Source organism: Cystobacter fuscus (assembly GCF_044360685.1).
GTDB classification, from domain to species: Bacteria; Myxococcota; Myxococcia; order Myxococcales; family Myxococcaceae; genus Cystobacter; species Cystobacter fuscus_C.
The window spans coordinates 3,140,712-3,156,645 of record NZ_CP043491.1 but is presented as its reverse complement, the minus strand read 5'-3'; the positions used below and the strand labels follow the sequence as shown (position 1 = coordinate 3,156,645).

The 15,934-nt window shown below is 68.9% G+C and carries 20 protein-coding genes; 2 read left to right on the top strand and 18 right to left on the bottom strand.

The window, feature by feature from the left end; translation table 11 throughout:
- Position 1 precedes the first annotated feature (1 nt).
- The 17 genes from F0U63_RS13035 to F0U63_RS12955 all read right to left on the bottom strand — a co-directional run bounded on the left by F0U63_RS13035 (position 2) and on the right by F0U63_RS12955 (position 13,237).
- Complete coding sequence (locus F0U63_RS13035; RefSeq protein WP_395846217.1) at positions 2 to 820, bottom strand: flagellar biosynthetic protein FliR; 819 nt, start codon at positions 818 to 820, stop codon at positions 2 to 4.
- Complete coding sequence (fliQ, locus tag F0U63_RS13030; RefSeq protein ID WP_002624778.1) at positions 817 to 1,080, bottom strand: flagellar biosynthesis protein FliQ; 264 nt, start codon at positions 1,078 to 1,080, stop codon at positions 817 to 819. Before fliQ ends, F0U63_RS13035 begins: the two co-directional genes overlap by 4 nt.
- Positions 1,081 to 1,087: 7 nt before the next feature.
- Positions 1,088 to 1,903 (bottom strand): type III secretion system export apparatus subunit SctR, encoded by an 816-nt coding sequence (sctR, locus tag F0U63_RS13025; protein WP_395846216.1) that lies wholly within the window; start codon positions 1,901 to 1,903, stop codon positions 1,088 to 1,090.
- A gap of 22 nt (positions 1,904 to 1,925) precedes the next feature.
- The gene (locus F0U63_RS13020) at positions 1,926 to 2,570 is read right to left on the bottom strand and encodes a flagellar biosynthetic protein FliO (protein ID WP_395846215.1); all 645 of its coding nucleotides are present in this window, start codon (positions 2,568 to 2,570) and stop codon (positions 1,926 to 1,928) included.
- Between the two features lie 88 nt (positions 2,571 to 2,658).
- Positions 2,659 to 4,032 (bottom strand): type III secretion system cytoplasmic ring protein SctQ, encoded by a 1,374-nt coding sequence (sctQ, locus tag F0U63_RS13015; protein ID WP_395846214.1) that lies wholly within the window; start codon positions 4,030 to 4,032, stop codon positions 2,659 to 2,661.
- Entirely contained in the window at positions 4,029 to 4,955 is a 927-nt protein-coding gene (locus tag F0U63_RS13010) for a flagellar hook-length control protein FliK (protein ID WP_395846213.1), read from the bottom strand. Before F0U63_RS13010 ends, sctQ begins: the two co-directional genes overlap by 4 nt.
- Positions 4,956 to 4,982: 27 nt before the next feature.
- A complete protein-coding gene (locus F0U63_RS13005; RefSeq protein WP_395846212.1) occupies positions 4,983 to 5,474 on the bottom strand; it encodes a flagellar assembly protein FliH in 492 nt (163 codons plus the stop codon).
- Positions 5,475 to 5,510: 36 nt separating this feature from the next.
- The gene (sctN, locus tag F0U63_RS13000; protein WP_395846211.1) at positions 5,511 to 6,824 is read right to left on the bottom strand and encodes a type III secretion system ATPase SctN; all 1,314 of its coding nucleotides are present in this window, start codon (positions 6,822 to 6,824) and stop codon (positions 5,511 to 5,513) included.
- A gap of 3 nt (positions 6,825 to 6,827) precedes the next feature.
- Complete coding sequence (locus tag F0U63_RS12995) at positions 6,828 to 7,499, bottom strand: FliH/SctL family protein (protein WP_395846210.1); 672 nt, start codon at positions 7,497 to 7,499, stop codon at positions 6,828 to 6,830.
- 24 nt (positions 7,500 to 7,523) lie between these two features.
- Positions 7,524 to 9,023 (bottom strand): hypothetical protein, encoded by a 1,500-nt coding sequence (locus tag F0U63_RS12990; protein ID WP_395846209.1) that lies wholly within the window; start codon positions 9,021 to 9,023, stop codon positions 7,524 to 7,526.
- Between the two features lie 53 nt (positions 9,024 to 9,076).
- Positions 9,077 to 9,871: a type III secretion protein gene (locus F0U63_RS12985; RefSeq protein ID WP_095985622.1), complete on the bottom strand. Its 795-nt coding sequence runs from the start codon at positions 9,869 to 9,871 to the stop codon at positions 9,077 to 9,079.
- Between the two features lie 133 nt (positions 9,872 to 10,004).
- Positions 10,005 to 10,547, bottom strand: a complete 543-nt coding sequence (locus F0U63_RS12980) for an ATP-dependent helicase HrpB (protein ID WP_395846208.1) — start codon at positions 10,545 to 10,547, stop codon at positions 10,005 to 10,007.
- Positions 10,465 to 11,259, bottom strand: coding sequence for a sigma-70 family RNA polymerase sigma factor (locus tag F0U63_RS12975; RefSeq protein ID WP_395846207.1), 795 nt, complete (start codon positions 11,257 to 11,259; stop codon positions 10,465 to 10,467). Before F0U63_RS12975 ends, F0U63_RS12980 begins: the two co-directional genes overlap by 83 nt.
- A gap of 9 nt (positions 11,260 to 11,268) precedes the next feature.
- Complete coding sequence (locus tag F0U63_RS12970; RefSeq protein ID WP_395846206.1) at positions 11,269 to 11,691, bottom strand: hypothetical protein; 423 nt, start codon at positions 11,689 to 11,691, stop codon at positions 11,269 to 11,271.
- 25 nt (positions 11,692 to 11,716) lie between these two features.
- Positions 11,717 to 12,154, bottom strand: a complete 438-nt coding sequence (locus tag F0U63_RS12965; RefSeq protein ID WP_395846205.1) for a tetratricopeptide repeat protein — start codon at positions 12,152 to 12,154, stop codon at positions 11,717 to 11,719.
- 77 nt (positions 12,155 to 12,231) lie between these two features.
- Complete coding sequence (locus F0U63_RS12960) at positions 12,232 to 12,810, bottom strand: hypothetical protein (protein ID WP_395846204.1); 579 nt, start codon at positions 12,808 to 12,810, stop codon at positions 12,232 to 12,234.
- A 148-nt stretch (positions 12,811 to 12,958) separates the two neighbouring features.
- A complete protein-coding gene (locus tag F0U63_RS12955; RefSeq protein WP_395846203.1) occupies positions 12,959 to 13,237 on the bottom strand; it encodes a hypothetical protein in 279 nt (92 codons plus the stop codon).
- A 257-nt stretch (positions 13,238 to 13,494) separates the two neighbouring features.
- Here F0U63_RS12955 and F0U63_RS12950 point away from each other — a divergent pair, with 257 nt between their 5' ends.
- The gene (locus F0U63_RS12950; RefSeq protein WP_395846202.1) at positions 13,495 to 14,100 is read left to right on the top strand and encodes a hypothetical protein; all 606 of its coding nucleotides are present in this window, start codon (positions 13,495 to 13,497) and stop codon (positions 14,098 to 14,100) included.
- Positions 14,101 to 14,248: 148 nt separating this feature from the next.
- A complete protein-coding gene (locus F0U63_RS12945) occupies positions 14,249 to 14,824 on the top strand; it encodes a hypothetical protein (RefSeq protein WP_395846201.1) in 576 nt (191 codons plus the stop codon).
- Between the two features lies 1 nt (position 14,825).
- Here the strand turns inward: F0U63_RS12945 and F0U63_RS12940 are convergent, their stop codons facing one another.
- Entirely contained in the window at positions 14,826 to 15,926 is a 1,101-nt protein-coding gene (locus tag F0U63_RS12940) for an EAL domain-containing protein (RefSeq protein ID WP_395846200.1), read from the bottom strand.
- Positions 15,927 to 15,934: the final 8 nt, after the last annotated feature.

Sequence of the window (15,934 nt, the reverse complement as noted above, 5' to 3'; positions counted from 1 at the left end):
CTCAACCGAGCAGGCGCAGCGCGTCGCGAAGCAGGGCGAGCATGTGGACGAACTCCTGCTGCATGCGGCCCATGATGAGGCTCAAGGCGATGGAGGTGACGATGACCGTGGCCAGGGGCTTGAGGGACTGGGCGAGGAAGGACACCTGCACCTGGGACGCCATGCGGTTGATGGCGCCCAGCGCCACGTCCGTCACGAAGGCCGTGAGCAGGGTGGGCGCCGCCAGCGCCATGGCGATGGTGAGGATGTCCGCGAAGGAGCGGATGAACAGCTCGAAGAAGGGCCACGAGCCCGAGCTGAAGCGCGGAAACCGGTCCAACGGGACGATCTCGAGGCTCTCGGCGATGGCCTGGATGATCAGGTGGTGGCCATTGAGGGTGAAGAACATCACCACCGACAGCTGCCCCTTGAGGTTGGCCAGCAGCGTCACCTTGTCGTTGACCAGCGGCGCCTGGAGCTGCGCGCTGTTGGTGCCCGCCATGGAGTCGGCGAGGTTGCCCGCCACGCGCGCCGCCTCGAACACCTTGCTGACGATGAGCGCGAGCGACACCCCGATGAAGATCTCCTTGAGCAGCAGCGCGATGTAGGGCAGCGAGCTGGTGGGCAGCGCCCCGATGCGGTGGCTCACCAGGGGGAACATCACCGCGGAGAGCGTGATGCCCACGCCCATCTTGATCTCCGGAGGCACCTGCTCCTCGCCGAGCAACGGCGAGAGCACCAGCACCGGCATGATCCGGCACATCAGCAGGCCCATCGTGAAGATGGCGAGCGAGAAGTTGGCCTGCTCGGTCAGCCGGGCGATGACTTCGGAGACGTTCATCGGATGAGCACGGGGAACTGCTCGAAGATGAGGATGGTGAAGCGCGCGAACTGGCTGCCCATCCAGGGGCCCATCAGCGCGAGCAGCAGGAACACGGTGATGAGCTTGGGCGCGAACGAGAGCGTCTGCTCCTGAATCTGCGTGGTGGCCTGGAAGACGGCGATGATCAGACCCACCATCAGGGCCATCAACACCGGGGGCAGCGACACCATGATGACCAGGGTGAGGCCCTGCTGGACGATGCTCGTGAGCTGATTCATGGGCGTCTCACAGGTAGCCGACGACGAGGCCCTTTGCGATGAGGTACCAGCCGTCGACGACCACGAAGAGGAGCAGCTTGAAGGGCATGGAGACGGTGGTGGGCGACAACTGGTTCATGCCCAGCGCCTGGAGGATGTTGGCCACCACCATGTCCACCGCGAGGAAGGGCACGAAGAGCAGGAAGCCGATCTGAAAGGCCTGCTTGAGCTCGGACACCACGAAGGCGGGGATGATGATCATGAAGTCCCGCTCGGTGAGGGCCGCGCGGTCCTCCTCGGTGGCGCGCAGCTTGGCCAGGTTGAAGAAGAGCGAGCGGTCCTTGGCGGTGATCTTCTTGTTGAGGAAGGCGCGCAGGGGCTCCTTGGCCTTGCTGGCCGCCTCCAGCAGGTTGCCCACCGACTCCGAGGACAGGAGGCTGGGCCCCTTGGCCATGATGTCCACCTCGGCCGCCCGGTACATGGCCTGACCCACCGGCGCCATGATGTAGATGGTGAGGATGATGGCCAGGCCGGTGATGACCTGGGTGGGCGGAATCTGCTGGGTGCCGAGCGCCTGGCGCACGATGGACAGCACCACGGAGATCTTCACGAAGCTCGTCACCATCATCAGCACGAAGGGGACGAGCGACAGCGCGGCCAGCGCCAGCATGAGCACGAGCGGCCGCGAGGCGAAGGACTCGGGGTTGACCGACTCGACGGCCACGGCGGCGTCCGGGCCCGAGCCGCCGCGCTTGGCGGCGAAGGCGAGCACGGGCTCCAACGCGAAGACCAGGGCGAACAGCCACGGCTTGAGACGCGGGACGGGGAGGCGAACGCTGGGCATGACTCTCACGGGGATCGGCTCTTCAGGCGGCGTCCGGCGGACGGGGGACGCTCGGAGGGGTGGAACCCGGCGGAGTGGCGTCGCGACGGGCGATGAGCTTCTTGAGGAAGGGGGACAGCGGCATCACGTTGGACGCGGGCGGCGTGGAGCGGATGTTCTCCACCGCCCCGGTGTCGAGCTTCGAGAGCAGCTGCAGACCATTCTCGCCACCGCCCACCAGCAGGTACTCGCCCGCGGCCTTCACCACGAAGAGGGTGCGGCGCTGATCCAACGCCACGCGCTCCACCACCGACACCACCGATTGCTGCCCCACGGGCACGCCCTGCAAGCCCATCAGCTTGCGCAGGCCCACGTTGAGCGTGAGGTAGATGAGCGCCATCACCCCGCCGAACACCACCAGGGTGCGCATGAGCATCCACCCGAGGCTCTCGGTGGGCGCCTCCACGCCGGACGTCAGATCGGCCTCGGGTGGCACCTCGACCGGTGCCGACGGCGGAGCGGCGCCCTCCACGGCGCTCGCGGGAGCGGACGCACCGGACGGCGGGGGCGCGAGCTCGGCGGCGGTGGGAACGGCGGCGGGCTCCTCGGCACGGGCTGGCGGTGCCAGCCAAAGGCAGGCGCAGAGCGCCAGGACATGACGCGCGGAGAAAACGGATGAGACGGCCATGGTGGGCCGCGAGGCTAGTTCATTGCACGAGAGACCGCCACGGGCCCCCCTGCCCTTCCCCCTCGCCTGCCTGCCTGGGCGCGGGGCCTCAGCCGGCGAGCGTGAGGATGCGCACACCCAGCTGGCCCTCGATCTCCACCAGTTCACCCCGCGCCACCACCTTGCCGTTCACCGACAGGTCCACGGGCTCGCCCGGCGCGCGGTGCAGCTCGACGACCTGGCCCGCCCGCAGCGACACCACCTCATCCGCCGTCACCGGCACCCGGGCGAGCTCCACGCAAATCTGCAACGGGATGTCACCCAGCAGGTCGCCTGCATCCATCTGGTCTTCCATCTCTCCACTCTCCGCCGTGGGGTTGTCCGACTCGGGGTTGGTGTACTCCTCCCCCTCCCCGCTGGCCTCATCATCCGAGCCGCTCAGGGCCTCCGCCGCGGCCTCGTCCGACTCGGAGGGGCCCCGCCGATCCAGATGAGACGGCTCGGTGAGCACCACCTCGGTGATGCGCGCCTGGTACTGGCCTTCCTCGACGAAGACCTCCGAGGCCAGGAAGCCCCGGCGGCCGAGCCCCAGGAACAGCCGCGCCGTGCCCTCCGAGCCCTGATCCGGCCGGGCCGAGAACTCGTCCACCAGCACCACGTCCTTCACCCGGAGGCTCGCCAGGTCGTGGTGGCTGATCTCCGCCAGGCCGATCTCCGCGCGCAGCCAGGTGCGCACCGAGGACAGGCGGCTCAAGTGGGCCTCCATGTCCATGCGCAGCAGCGAGCGCCGCTGCTCGGGCGAGGGCTCCGGCGTCAGGCTCTCCAACACGCTCGCGGGCAGGAACAGGCGCACCATGCCCTCCTGGGTGCCGAGCCGGGCGCGCAGCTGGAGCACCGCCACCTGGGCCTCCTCGCTCAGGCGCGACACCGCCTCGTCCACCCCGCGCGCCGTGCCCTCCAGCCGCAGCCGGCCCTGCTGGGGCTCCGTCCCTGGCATCAGGGCGCGGATCGCCTCGAGCACCACGAAGCTCGCCACGCCCTCCTCGATGTCCGTCAGGGGCCGCAGGCCCACGGTCTCGCCGGCGCCGCCCAGGAGCAGATCCACCGCCGCGTGCGCCAGCGACAGCTCGACCTCCAGCACCGCGCGCCCGTGATGCCCGCCGGGCACCAGGAAGCACAGGAAGGTGGGCTCGGCGAGCAGACGGCGCAGCTCGCCCGAGCCGAGCACCCGCGACGACTCCAGGCTGAAGCCGACCTGGGTGTCGAAGATGGCCTTGAAGCGCTCGCCCAGCGCCTCGACGGCCTCGGCCCTGGGCTTGAGCCACGTGAGCCGCTCGAGCAGCCGGGTCTCCGTGAGGGAGACCTTCGCCAGGCGGGGGAAGACGTGGGGCTTCCAGGGTTTCGATGAGCGGGGCTTGAGCTTGCGCGCATCGACCACCATCGTGCGCTCCTCACCCGGCCCGTCATCCGTATCGAGGCTCATGTCTTCGCCTCGACCCTCATGTCCTCGAGAGTGAGCCCGCGGCTGGCCAGGGCGTTCTTGAGACCCTCACGCTGCCCCTCGAGCATCTTGAGCACGTCGCGGTCCTTGCCGCTGAAGACGGCGTGGATCTTCCCGTTCTTCGCGCTGAGCTTGATGGACAGGCCACTGAGCACGTCGCCGCGCAGCTCGATCTGGAACTCCGCGTTGCCCGCGGCGTTGGTGCCCACGCGCACCCGCTCGACGATCTTCTGGGCGATCTCATTGGCGATGGCGCGCAGCCGCTCCGAGCCGGTGTTGGGCTTGGGTTGCGCCACGGGCACGGGCGCCATCAGCGCCGGGTTGAAGCGGAAGCCCGCCGCCAGCTCCCCGTCCTTCTTGTCCTTGCCGTCCTCGCCCCCACCCTTGCCACCGCCGTCCGCGTCCGTCTTGAGCGCGCCCTTGCTCCGGCTCGTCTGGGCCCCCGCGGCCGCGGTCTCGTTGCTCTGCTCGGACTCCTCGCCGCGCTTGAGCAGGAGTTCATCGGCCGTGCGGGTGTCCGCCGAGCGCGACTCGACGCGCGAGCGCAGCACGCCCTGCTCGCCCTGCCGGGCCTGGGTCTCCTGCGTCCCCTGGGAGAGATCCTTCTGGCGCCCCTCGGCGACGGAATCCGCCTCGGCCTTGCCCGTCTGGCGCTGCAGGCCGCGCACGTCGCCGCCCTTGCCCTCCTGGAGGCGGGCGAGGACGGACTTGCCCAGGGACTGGGGAGGAGTCTGGGTGGCCTTCTGCTGCTGAGCGTTCTGGGCGTCCTTCTGCTGCCCCACGAGCTTGGAGAAAGCGGAGGCGCCTTCCTGACGCTGCTTGGCCTTCGCCTCCTGGAGCCGTTTCTCCTGGGCCCGCAGCTCAGCGGCTCTCTCCGCCTGACGATCGTCTTCGACTCGGCTCATCGCTTCACCACCTGGGGGGGTCCGAGTCTACTTTCGCTGGCGCATCATGAACAAGGTGTTCCCGATCTCCTCCTGGTTCATTTCCTCCTTCTTGTCGCGCTCTTCCTTGAGTTGCTTCTTCCAGTTCTCCTTGTGCTTCTCGATGGCCTTGAGCTCCTTGGCCGCCTCGGCCATCTCCCGGCGCTTCTGCTCCACGAGCTTCTCGGCGGTGATGACGGCGTCCTTCTGGCGCTCGACTTCCAGGGCGAGCTGCGCCTCCTCGTCCTTGAGGCGCTCCTCGTAGCGGTTCATCTGGTTGAAGCCGCCAATGCCGGTGACGCCCTTGGCCATCACCTGCTGGAGGTACTCCTGGACCTTCTGCTTGCGCATCGCCTTGCGCGTCACGAGTTCTTCCTCGAGACGCTGGAGCTCTTGCTTCTCCTTCGCCAGGGCCTTGACGGCGGCGGAGAAGGCCTGCTCGGCCTCCTCCTTCGCGCGCTCGCGCATCTCGATCAAGGTCTGCAATCGATAGGGGGGCATGGTGCCCGCATCCTATCTCCAAACGGCGCGCGCGCGTTACTCCGCGAAGAGCTCGATGAGCTGCTGCACCGTCACCTCGAAAGGACTGTTGGAGTGGGTGTCCTGTTTGAGGAAGTCGATGATCGCGTCGTACTTGTCGATGGCGTAGTCGGTGCGCGGATCCGTGCCGTACTGGTAGGCGCCCAGGAGGATGAGGTCGCGCTGCTTCTCGTAGGTGGAGAGCGTCTCGCGCAGCTTGCCCGCCGCCTTCTTGTGCTCCTTGGAGACGATGCCGCTCATCACACGCGAGAGGCTGACGAGCACGTCCATGGCGGGCCACTGGTTGCGCTCGCCCAGGGCACGGTTGAGGATGTAGTGGCCGTCGAGAATACCGCGGACCTCGTCGGCGATGGGGTCTTCCATGTCACCGCCGGCCACGAGACACGTGTAGATGGCGGTGCACTTGCCCTTCTCGGAGTTGCCCGTGCGCTCGAGGATGCGCGGCAGCATGGAGAAGACGCTCGGCGGATAGCCCTGACGCGCCGGGGGCTCGCCGATGGCGAGGCCAATTTCACGCTGGGCACGCGCCAGACGCGTCACCGTGTCGAGCATGAAGAGCACGTTGCCGCCGCGCTCGCGGAAGAACTCGGCGATGGCCGTGGCCACGTAGGCGGCGCGCAGACGCACGAGGCTGGGCTGGTCCGAGGTGGCGCACACCAGCACGGAGCGCTTCATGCCCTCCTCGCCCATGGCGTCCTCGATGAACTCACGCACCTCGCGGCCACGCTCGCCGATGAGCGCCACCACGCACAGATCCGCCTTGGTGTTGCGCGCGATCTGTCCCATGAGCGTGGACTTGCCCACGCCCGAGCCGGCGAAGAGTCCCACGCGCTGGCCCTCGCCCACCGTGAGCAGGCCGTCGATGCAGCGCACGCCCAGGGGCAGGGGCCGCTCGATGCGCTGGCGCGTGAAGGGGTCCGGACAGTCCCGGTCCACCGACCAGTCCGCCATGCCTTGCGGCAGGGGCGTGCCGTCCATGGGCTCGCCAATGCCGTTGAGCACGCGGCCGAGCAGCTCGTAGCCGCACTTGATGGTCAGCGGCCGGCCCGTGGGGATGACCTCGCTGGACGGGCCGATGCCCTGCAGCTCGCCGAGCGGCATGAGCATCACCTCGTCGCCCTGGAAGCCCACCACCTCGGCCTTCACCGAGGCGCGGCCTCCGTGCCCCTTGATGACGACCACCTCGCCCACGCGCACGCCGGGCACGCTCGCCTTGACGACCAGGCCCGTCAGCTCGGTGACGCGGCCGCGCACCCGGTACAGCGGCGTTTCCTTGATGAGGGAGAAATAATGCGAGAGATCGATGGCCATGGCTTACGCGGGGCCTTCCTTCTTGCCCTGATCAGGCAACAGCACGTTCTGGAGCATCTCGAACTGGGTGGGCAGCTGCGCGTCCACCGTGCCGAACTCCGTCTGGACGATGCAGCCCACGGGAGCCACGTCCGGGTCCTCGCGGATGGCCACGTCCACCGCCCGGCCGATGAGCTCCATCAGCTCCGCCTTGCGCGCGCGCAGCACCGCCGCCGACTTGGGGTTCACCCGGAGCACCACCGCCCGCGCGTTGCGCAGCTCCTCGATGGCCTTGGCGCAGATGTCCGCCAGCAACAAGGGATCCCGCTCCACGTCCCGGCCGATGATCTTCTCGGCGATCTTGCACGCCAGCGCCACGACGTCCCGCTCCTGCTGGACGAGCAGCTCCCCGGCATGCATCTTCGCGCGCACCATCAGCTCGGTGACCTGGGACAGGCCCTCCTGGCGGCCCTGCTCGCGCGCCTTGGCGATCACGTCCTCGCGCTCGCGCTGGGCCTCCGCGAGGATGCGCTCCTTCTCCCGCTGCGCCTCCTCGAGGATGGCCTGGGCCGACTGCCGGGCCTCGAAGACCTCGGCGTTCATCACGCCAGGACGCGGCGCACGCAGCGAGGGCCGATCCCCACCGGGCAATGGCTCCGACCCCGAATCGCCCTTGATCACCTTGCCAACTGCCATGGAAAGCTCCTTGTCGGCGGGATGCTAGCGCGTTCCGCCCCGAGGTCCACGCCCACTCGCACCCCCGGGCCGAGGCCGCTCGCCCCTCCCGGACTGGGTGTCCTCGCGCCGGGTGCCCGGATTGGTGCCCACCACCCGGGGAGGGCGCTCGGAGTCATCCCGGGGCACGGGGGGCAGGACGACCCCCCGGCTCTGCGTGCGCGCCAGCGGGGAGCGGAAGATGCGCGAGCCCTCCGCGTCCGAGGCGGAGACGGCCGGCTGTTCGTTGACCCGGGAGCGGCGGGGCGGAAGCGTGAGCCCACCCGGATCCACGGCCCGCGGCACCCCGTCCCGGGTACCCCGGGGCAGGGGGGCGCCCCGGCTCACGCGAGCGGGCTCGGGCGCGACGAGCGCCTTCTGCCGGTCCGCGTAGCTGAGACTGGCGGCGCCCGCCCGACGCGCCTCGCGCTCGGCGATGGGATCCCTGCGCTGGCCCCCGGACGTGAGCGCGGGCGCGGGCATGGACACGGAAGCCCGGCGCGGCGCCGGAGCCCCCTTCATCGCGGGCGGAGGCCCGAGGGCCGGCGGACGGGGCGGGCTCAACCGGACGGGCCGATCGATGAGCCCCCGGGCCGCGAGCCGCTCGAGGTCGGTGACGATGTCGGTACGGCCCCCATCCCCGCGGCTCGTCGGCTTGGCGCGCTCCTCGCGCACCCACTTCGCGAGGATCTGCCCGAACTCCCCGCGGTGCTTCTCCACGAGGCGGGCGGCGAACTCGGCGGACTGGGCCACGCTCGCGCGCGCCAGCCGGTGCACCCCGGCGCCCCGGATGGCCGCGGCCAGGTTCTCCATGCCCCCGTACTGCGCGAGCTGCGCGTGGGCTTCCTCCTCGGGGAGCCGGCGGGGGGCATTGGCCGTCACGGCGCGCACGGAGAGCTGGCGCAGGTGGGGCGGAAGCTGAGCGAAGGCCGCCTCCCGCTCCGCCTCCGGGATCCCCGCCAGGGCCGGGCCCAGCACCCGCGCCCCGAGGCGATCACACACCGAGAGCAGCTCACGCGCCTGGAGCATCAGCACGTCGGTGAACTTGAAGGGCACGTGCGCCGAGGCATCGCGGGCGAGCCGCTCCTCCAGCTTCCAGCGCACGATGTCGAGGATTTGAGGCCGCACCTCGCGCGTGAGCTTCACCCGGCGCGTGTTGGGCAGGTACGAGCGCACCGCCTCGGCGAGCGGCCCCGGCAGCGCGCGCAGCATCACCTCCACCAGCGCGGCGCGCTCGCGCTTGAGCAGCGCCGCCAGCCGCTCGGGATCCGCGCTCCACATCTGCCCGCGCCGATCCTTCACCAGCCGCTTGATCTCCTGGACCAACAGCGGAATGCGCTTGTCGCGCGGAATCTGGAGGATGCCCTGGGCGCGATGCACCAGCAGTTCCGCCTCGTCCTCGGGCAGATGCTCGAGCGCGGCGACGCCCTCCTGACCCCCGAAGGTGACGGCGGTCAGGAGCATCATCAGCTGGCGCTTGCTCAGCGAGGTGAAGAACTGGTCCAACGGTCACCCCACTCGAGAGAGACGTCGCAGACGAACCACGTGGGGGGCTCGCATCAATCCCGCTTCGCGCGGGCCCGTGCCGCCGCGGCGCCCCCACTTCCGCGGATGAGCGGCCAGGCCGCCAGGCCGATGGAGGCCAGGATGAGCAGCACGGCCACCGCCGCCATCATCCGGAACTGGCTCAAGCTGGAGGCCGTCATGCGCATGCCCATCACGTCCTGCAGCCGGCTCTCCGGACCCACCTCCGCGTCGGGAGGAATCGCCGGCGTGAGCAGCACCGTCACCGCCGTGGGCTTGAGTTCCGGCACCGACGTGGAGACGAACTGCTGGATGTCCTCGCGCTTGATGGGCGGCTCGTTCTTGGGCCCCGGCCGGTACTTGATGAACACCGACGCCGAGGGCAGCGGCTTGTTCTCCGGCTGGGTGAGATCGTTGTTCTCCGGAATCATCACGATGACCCGGGCCTCCAGCACGCCGTCGATCTGATTGAGGGCGTTGGAGACCTCGCCGCCGAGCGACTTGAGCATCATGGCGCGCTCCTCGGTGGCGGTGGGCACCATGCCGCCCTTGGCGAAGTGGTTGAGCCCCGCCTCCATCGGGCGAGGCAGCGAGTACGCGCGCAACAGCTCGGCCGCCTGGGCCGCGTCCGCCTTGGGCACCTGGATCCGGAAGCGCAGCTCGTTGCCGCCTTCTTCCTTCAGCTTGGTGGCGGCGATGCCGTTCTTGCTGAGCAGGACGTAGATTTCGTTGGCGTCCTGTTCGGTCAGTTCGTGTTGCAGATCGATGGTGCAGCCAGTCCCCAGCGCGAGAACGAGGAGGGCCGCGAGCGCGTACGGTCGGAGCGTCATGGGCGGCGCGTAGCTTAGATGGGGCGGCGTGCTTCCAACAAGGGCTGCTCTGGAAAGACCCGCAACGCCCGAGGGCGCCCCCTCGCTAGAGGAGACGCCCTCGGAAGACAACGACCGCCAGTCCGGTTGCCTGCTAGACCTGGGTCTTGAGCGTGTCCTTCAGACCGCTCGTGGCCTTCTCGACCACCTTGCTCGTCAGATCCAGCTCCTGCGTGTACTTGTACATGCCGGCCTGGAGCGACAGCAGCTCCGCGTTGGAGAAGGTCTTCCCGGACGCACCCGACTGGATGAGCTTCTCCATGTTGACCTGGCCGCGCTCCAGCTCGCTCACCACGTGGGAGATCATCGCGCTGGCCTTGCTGGTCTCGGGCTTGGCGTCCACGGCCTGGGCGCCCTTGGCGGTGGCGGGCTCCTGGCCGGCGGGGTTCACCTTGTTGAACGCCGCCTTGTTCGTCTTGTCGATGGCCTCGGCCTGACGCACCTGGTCGGCGCGCTGGGTGGCCTGGGTCGCCTGGGTGGCCTGCGCGCCCTGCACCTGCTCGGCGCCTTGCGTCTTGTTGGCCAGGGCCGCGTCGAACTTCGAGGCGCCCTGCTTATTGACCTGTTGCGCGCCCTGGTCTTGGGACTTCTGCTGGGCGATCTGCGCCGCCGACACGCCGGCCATTGGACCCGCCATGTGACTGCCTCCTTGAATCCTCGGGGGAGGAAGGTTCCTCCTCGTTCAAAAGTTCCTTGAGCCGCTCGATGGCCCGCGCATGCAGCCGCGACGCCCAGCTCTTCGACTGCCCGATCTCCGCGCCCGCCTCTTCCAGCGTCTTGCCCTGGAAGTAGTAGCCCTGAAGCAGCCGGCGCTCCTTCTCCGGCAGCTTCTCGATGGCCGCCCTCACCCTCACCCGCTGCTGCTCCAGCTCCATCCGCTGGTCCGCCGGCAGGGACTCATCCGTGAAGCCCAGGGCATCCGAGCCCTCGAGGCTGGTGGCGAACACCATCGCCAGCCCCGCCACCGCGTTGGAAATCTCCATGACATCATCGTCAATGGACCCTCCGCGGTTGCCTCCTCCCTGCTCACGATCCGAAAGATTTCCCAAATAGGCCGTGGCGCGCTCGCCCATGTAGGCGCCGCGCGCGTCACTGCCCTTGAGCACTCCCATCTTTCTCAGGCCGTCATAGATGGCGCCCTTGATGCGGTAGTGGGCAAATGTGAGGAAGTTGGCCCCCATCTTGGGGTCAAAACGGTCCGCCGCCTCGAGCAGGCCGATCTGGCCATAGGCGAGGAGCTCATCCAGTTCGAGCTGGGCGGAGAACTGCTTGCGCACGGTCGAAGCCAACGACCGGACGTAGGGGCCGTACTTCTCCAGCAGGACCTTCTTGTCTTCACCGAGACCCAAGCGCGCGGCTCACTCGGCCTTCGACCACAACCGCTCGAGGGCCTGATTCAGACGGGGGTCATCCTGCAGGGCATCCGCGATCTTGGTCGTCAGGGCCGATGACTTCATGTTGAGCTTCTCCTTGAGCACCTCGGCGACGAGCTTGCGCGTCGCCTCCTCCTTGCTCTTGAAGTTCCCGTTCTTGAGCTGCTTGGAGATGGCGAGGGCCTGGGCACTCATCGGATCCAGGGCCATGGGTGCCTGCACGTTGCTGGAGCCCACCATGCCCGAGGGGCCGACGAGCCCTGCGGTGCGGTCCACCTGACCACCGAAGGAAGCACCTCCGGCCTTGCCCGCGGGCGCCTTGCCCACGGCGCCCTTGGCGCTCCCGGTACTCCCGGTGCCCCCGGTTCGTCCTCGACTGCCCCCGCGTCCGACTCCACCGACCGACATCGGCATCTCCTCCTATCCGCGCAGACTAGCGCCTGGCCGAGGGCGGCGGCAGTGCCCCCGCTTCCTTGGCTTCGAGGAGGCTCTGGGCCAGACGCGCCCCGTCTCCCTCGGGTTCCAACTCCATGGCGGCCTTCAACTCCTTGACGGCCTCCGGCACCTTGCCCATGAACAACAAGGCCTCACCCACATGGGCGCGGGGAAGCGCCGACTGGGGGGCGAGCCGCTGGGCGGCACGATAGGCCTGGAGGGCCTTGTCATGCCGTCCCTGGGCGAACTCCAGCGAGCCCATGGCCAGCTGGGGCACCTCGCTGCGGGGCATCAACACCACCGCGCCGGCGAAGACCTCACGCGCCTTGTCGAACTGGCCCATGTCGAGCCAGAGATAGCCCGCCTCGAGGAGGATCATCGCCTCGCGCCTGGCGAGAGGAATGAGGCTGCCCGAGATCTCCGAAGTCTCCGCCATGTGACGTGTGCGTCCTTTCCTGGCCCGGAAGGAGATCTCCCGGGCACTGGAACCCCGCGGCCGAGCGCGGCCGCGAACTACTTGATGTTGCCGATGGAGTTCTTGGCCGAATCGTGCCGCGTCTTGAGCACGTTGGAAATGGTGCTGAACACCTGATTCTCACGCTGCATGGCCACCTGCATGCCCAGGAGCTTCTTCTGCTCGGTGAACATGCTGGACATCTCGCTGTTGAACTCGGTGCCCACGCCACTGCCGCCGGTGGGCACGGTCACCTGGTTGCCGGCGCCGATGCTGATGTTGGCCACGGGGTTGCCAATACCCCCCAGGCCGCCGGCCCCACCGCCGGCCGCCACGCCGCCCCCGGCGCCCACCGTGGTGTTCAGGGAGGTGGCCCCCGAGCCGAGCGCCGCGCCGTAGTAGGGCGCCGAGCCCGAGCCACTGCTGTTGCCGAAGGTGGTGAGCGAGGACACCGCCGCGGACACCACGGAGCCACCGGGCACCATGTTGGCCACCACGCCCACGCCGCCCGCCACCGCGTTGGCGGCCGTGCCCACACCCGACTGCACGCGAGCGGCGAAGCTCGTGTCCGGCGTCACGCGCGCCGTGGTCAGGTTGGTGGACATCCGCGGCATGTTCAGGTTGCTGTCGATCTTCATGGTTCCTCTCCAGGCGGTGGAACGACCAAGGACTTGGGAGCCAGGCTCGAACACCGGGTCCGGCGCTCCCTTTCCCTGATTATCGCCGATCCGCCCCTACAGTTGCGTGGGGGGCTCCCCCCTCGTGTCATTTCTCAAGAAAACCGAGTTACTTCCGGCCCTTGGCGCGTGACTCCGCCACCAGTTGCTCGCGGGTGTCCAGCAGCACGGCCAGCAGTTCCTCGGTGCGGGAGATGGCCGCCTGGACCTTCTTGGCGTGCTCGGCCTTGGGGCCCTTGAGGTTGGCCAGCTCGTTCTTCAGCGGCGTGAAGAAGGAGCGCACCTCCTCGGCGGAGGCGGTCTCGATGAAGGCCTCGATGGCCGGAAAGGACGGCGTGGGCAGGGGCTCGGCGACGGGCGCGGGCGACTGCTTGGGAGGCGGAGGCATGCGGGACGAGGACTCCTGTCGGGGCCAGCTCCAGGCCGGCGCGATCGAAGCCCCGACGGTAGGGGAAAAGTCCCCTCCACTTCAAGCCGCCTGCCCTCCGAGCGGCGTGGCGCTCCGCGTTGGGACGCCCGCCCAGGGCTCGGGCAGGTCCGCTGCCCCGGGGCACGGTGTCCTCGGCACCCGCCGCACCTAGCTTTTCGTGGCGGCGGGCACGTCCATGGGGGGCACGGCCACCGCCATCAACCAGGAGGGATGTCATGACGAAGAAGATCGTGGGTCTGTTCGCGACCGTGGCGATGCTCGGCTCGGGGGCCGCCCTCGCCGGAGGAGACAAGCAGCACAAGCAGCAGACGCAGACCCAGAGCAGCGAGCAGATGGGACAGGACGCCTACGGTGGCGCGGGCGCCCAGCAGGACCTGCAACACGAGCAACAGCAAGGACAGCCCCAGGGACAGCAGCAGGCGGGCACCGCCGCCAACCAGATGCTCGGCGAGAAGCAGATCTCCGGCACGGTGATCAAGAGCAGCGGGGATGAGCTGAAGCTGCGCACCGAGAACGGCGTCATCGCCGTGAAGGTCAACAAGCAGACCCAGTTCCAGGACGCCTCCGTCAAGCGCATCAAGGACCTCAAGGAAGGCCAGCAGGTGCGCACCAGCTTCACCGTGGAGAAGGACAGCAACATCGCCAAGAGCATCTCGCTCGACAGCGGCATGGGCGGCAGCGGCCTGGAGGTCGACCCCGGCATCAACCAGGGCCTGGACAGCTCGCCCCATCACCAGACCGACAACCAGGACCTCCACCAGGGCATGAACCCGAGCCTCCCCAACACCGGCGGTGAGCACTCGGGTGACAAGACCTTCTAGTGGAGCGCGCTCGAACGACGCTCGCGGTGCCCATTGGACGCCGCGAGCGTCTCGCGCTCGCGCCTGGCCGCCTGTCCGGGAGGCCACGGCGCGGGGGCTCCCCTCCCCTTTCGTCCCCACCGCTCCAGGAATGGACAGGTTCAACGCCATGAACGGATTGATCGCACTCTCCCTCTCCTGGCTGCTCGGCCAGACGGCGCCCGCCACCGAACCCACCGAAGCGGAAGCCACGAGCGCCGTGCAGGCCGCCCAGCTCGAAGAGCTGCGCGCGCAGATGGAGCTGCTCCAGGTCCAGAACGAGGAGCGCGCTCAACAGACCCAGGCCCGCCTGGAGACGATCGAGCAGGAGCGCGCCGATGAACAGGCGGCGCGCCAGCAGGCCGAGCTCCTGCGGCAGGAGAGCCTGCGGAGCCTGGCACGGGCTCAGGAGTGGCTCGCCGCCATGGATCGACTCCTCGAGACGGGGGAGGAGCCCATCGGTCCGGCCGTCGTCTCCGCCCAGCGCGAGCTGTCCGACGCGCTCGCCAGCACCGCGGACATCGGCCGGGGCGAGAGCGCCCGGCTCATCCAGAACGTGCTCCAGCGGCTCGGCACGCTCGAGGACTCCGTCGCGCAGCGCAATCCCGACGCGGCGCGACTCCAGCTCTTCTTCGCGAGCGGCGAGCTGCGCTCGGCCTGGAGGATGAACCTCGACCAGACGAGGCTGCCCGCGCTCGAGCCCTGACTCAGTCCCCGAAGTGGGGGGTGATGGACACGGGCGGGCTCGCCGGCTTGGCGATGAGGTAGCCCTGCACGAAGTCCACCCCGTGCGCGCGCACCCACCGCAGCTCCTCGGGCGTCTCGATGCCCTCGGCCACCGTGAGGATGCCGAGCTGCTGCGCGAGCTCCAGCAGCTTGCGCGTGATGGAGGCCTTGTAGGGATCCTGGTGGATGCCCCGGATGAGCTCCATGTCCAGCTTCATGATGTCCGGACGCAGCTGGTGGATGAGGTTGAGCGACGAGTAGCCCGCCCCCAGGTCATCCAGCGCCACCCGGAAGCCCGTGCGCCGGTAATAGGCGATGAGCGACTTGAGGTGGTTGGCGTTGGGCGTGTGGTCCGACTCGATGATCTCGAACACCACGTCGCTCGGCGAGATGCCCATCTCGTTGATGGCGGCCACCGTCGAGCGCAGGCAGTACTCCGGATCGTAGATGGCCGTGGGCGTGAAGTTGATGAACAGCGGCGCCTTGAGTCCCAGCCGGGACGCCTCGCGCACCGCCGACAGGCGCGCCGCCAGGTCCAACTGGAAGAGCAGGTCCGCGTCGCGCGCCAGCGTCAGCATCTTGCCCGGGAACACCAGCGCCCCATCTGGCTCGAAGCCGCGCATCAGCGCCTCGTAGGCGTACACCCGCCGCGTGTCCTTGGCGTCCACGATGGGCTGGTAGTGGCTGGTGATGCGCTTCTCGGCCAGCATGTCCACCAGCCACCCCGAGCGCGCCATGGTGACGAGCTGCGGCAGCGAGCCCACCCGCGGAAAGTCCCGCAGGCCCGGCTCCGCGTCGCCCGGAACGAAGAGCACGCGCGTGGCACGCGACTCCTCGTCCGTCAACGCGCCCAGCACGTCCGCCGCGAACGTCCCCAGCTGCGCGCCCTCCAGCCGCACCGCCACGCACTGATCTTGCGGCAGCGGTTGGAAATCCCGGCCGGACTCGCCCAGCACACGCACCAGTTTGCCGTAGCTGTGGCCCAGCGGCAGCCAGAGGAAGAGACGGCCCCATCCCTCCAGCTCGTGCTTCTGGGGAAGAGACTGGCACCGCTCACACGACTTCAATACGGTCTGGCTCATGTGCCTCA

Coding starts and splice junctions, on each gene's coding strand:
- F0U63_RS12995 (WP_395846210.1), bottom strand. CDS start 7,499: ATGGCAGTTGGCAAGGTGATCAAGGGCGATTCGGGGTCGGAGCCATTG.
- F0U63_RS13020 (WP_395846215.1), bottom strand. CDS start 2,570: ATGGCCGTCTCATCCGTTTTCTCCGCGCGTCATGTCCTGGCGCTCTGC.
- sctQ (WP_395846214.1), bottom strand. CDS start 4,032: ATGAGCCTCGATACGGATGACGGGCCGGGTGAGGAGCGCACGATGGTG.
- F0U63_RS13005 (WP_395846212.1), bottom strand. CDS start 5,474: ATGCCCCCCTATCGATTGCAGACCTTGATCGAGATGCGCGAGCGCGCG.
- F0U63_RS12960 (WP_395846204.1), bottom strand. CDS start 12,810: ATGAAGATCGACAGCAACCTGAACATGCCGCGGATGTCCACCAACCTG.
- sctN (WP_395846211.1), bottom strand. CDS start 6,824: ATGGCCATCGATCTCTCGCATTATTTCTCCCTCATCAAGGAAACGCCG.
- F0U63_RS12970 (WP_395846206.1), bottom strand. CDS start 11,691: ATGTCGGTCGGTGGAGTCGGACGCGGGGGCAGTCGAGGACGAACCGGG.
- F0U63_RS12985 (WP_095985622.1), bottom strand. CDS start 9,871: ATGACGCTCCGACCGTACGCGCTCGCGGCCCTCCTCGTTCTCGCGCTG.
- F0U63_RS12950 (WP_395846202.1), top strand. CDS start 13,495: ATGACGAAGAAGATCGTGGGTCTGTTCGCGACCGTGGCGATGCTCGGC.
- F0U63_RS12955 (WP_395846203.1), bottom strand. CDS start 13,237: ATGCCTCCGCCTCCCAAGCAGTCGCCCGCGCCCGTCGCCGAGCCCCTG.
- F0U63_RS13010 (WP_395846213.1), bottom strand. CDS start 4,955: ATGAGCCGAGTCGAAGACGATCGTCAGGCGGAGAGAGCCGCTGAGCTG.
- F0U63_RS12965 (WP_395846205.1), bottom strand. CDS start 12,154: ATGGCGGAGACTTCGGAGATCTCGGGCAGCCTCATTCCTCTCGCCAGG.
- sctR (WP_395846216.1), bottom strand. CDS start 1,903: ATGCCCAGCGTTCGCCTCCCCGTCCCGCGTCTCAAGCCGTGGCTGTTC.
- F0U63_RS12940 (WP_395846200.1), bottom strand. CDS start 15,926: ATGAGCCAGACCGTATTGAAGTCGTGTGAGCGGTGCCAGTCTCTTCCC.
- F0U63_RS12945 (WP_395846201.1), top strand. CDS start 14,249: ATGAACGGATTGATCGCACTCTCCCTCTCCTGGCTGCTCGGCCAGACG.
- F0U63_RS13035 (WP_395846217.1), bottom strand. CDS start 820: ATGAACGTCTCCGAAGTCATCGCCCGGCTGACCGAGCAGGCCAACTTC.
- fliQ (WP_002624778.1), bottom strand. CDS start 1,080: ATGAATCAGCTCACGAGCATCGTCCAGCAGGGCCTCACCCTGGTCATC.
- F0U63_RS12980 (WP_395846208.1), bottom strand. CDS start 10,547: ATGGCGGGTCCAATGGCCGGCGTGTCGGCGGCGCAGATCGCCCAGCAG.